Genomic DNA, 1,122 nt, shown 5'->3' on the forward strand with positions numbered 1-1,122 from the left:
GTTGCTCGGGCGCTGGGCAGAGTTGGAGGAAAGAAGGCGAGCTCGCATGCGCGGCAACGTCGGGGACCGGATCATTCAACACGGCCGGCGAGTTGATCAGGCTGATCGGGTCGGCACGATCGTGGAAGTGCGCGGCGAGGACGGTCCTTTCCTGGTGCGCTTCGAGGGGCGGGATCCGTGCCTGGTGTTCCCAGGGCCAGATACCGAGATCACCATGGTGGACGATCAGCCATCATGAGCGTCGGCGATCAGGTGTTGCCGGGCGGCTCACGTACCGGGCAGCGGCAGACCCTCCCGGTAGGCGAACACGACGAGCTGGGCGCGATCACGGGCGCCCAGCTTCACCATCGCGCGGCTCACGTGGGTGCGGACGGTGTCGGGGCTGATGACGAGCTCCCGGGCGATGTCCTCGTTGGACCAGCCGGTGGCCACCCAGGCGACCATCTCCCGCTCGCGGGTGGTGAGCGTGTCCCAGGCCTGACGGCCGGCCCGGGGCCCGTCGCCACGACGTCCCACCAGGGTGATGACCCGACGCGTCACCGACGGGGAGAGCAGCGCCTGCCCGCCCGCGACGACGCGGACGGCCGTCACGAGCTCGGCGGGGACCCTGCTCTTGAGCAGGAACCCGCTGGCGCCGGCGTGCAGCGCCTCGAGGACGTAGTGGTCGATCTCGAACGTGGTGACGACGACGACCCGGACGTGGGCGAGCGCCGGGTCGACGGTGACGGCGCGGAGGACCTCGAGTCCGTGCAGGCCGGGCATCTGCAGGTCGAGCAGCAGGACACGGGGGCGCCGGGACCGGACGAGGGCCAACGCCTCGTGTCCGTCGGTGGCCTCGCCGACGAGGTGCAGATCCGGCTCGCGCTGGACCAGCACCCGCAGGGCATCCGCACGAGCTCGTCGTCGTCGGCCAGGGCGACCGTGATCGTCCCGTCCGCGGCGGCGGTCACCGCGTCGCCCGTCGGGGGAGGCGGGCCTCGACCTCGACACCGGCCGCGGGGTGATCCGTGACCGTGAGCGTCCCGCCGAGGGCTTCGGTCCGGGCCCGTAGCCCGTCCAGGCCGTGTCCCTCCTCGAGCGCCATGCGGGCCCGCAGGCCCGTCCCGTGATCGCGGACGACCA

General features: G+C 72.1%; 2 protein-coding genes. One reads left to right on the forward strand and one right to left on the reverse strand.

The window, feature by feature from the left end; genetic code table 11:
- Positions 1-238: DUF1918 domain-containing protein (locus tag AC0CYZ_RS16295; protein ID WP_472217159.1), on the forward strand; the 238-nt coding region annotated here is incomplete at its 5' end.
- A 29-nt stretch (positions 239-267) separates the two neighbouring features.
- On the opposite strand, the gene AC0CYZ_RS16300 is transcribed toward AC0CYZ_RS16295, so the two are convergent.
- Positions 268-876 carry a response regulator gene (locus AC0CYZ_RS16300; protein ID WP_472217160.1) on the reverse strand — a complete coding sequence of 203 codons (609 nt, stop codon included), beginning with the start codon at positions 874-876 and terminating at the stop codon, positions 268-270.
- Positions 877-1,122 lie beyond the last annotated feature (246 nt).

The organism is Actinomycetospora sp. (assembly GCF_055612215.1).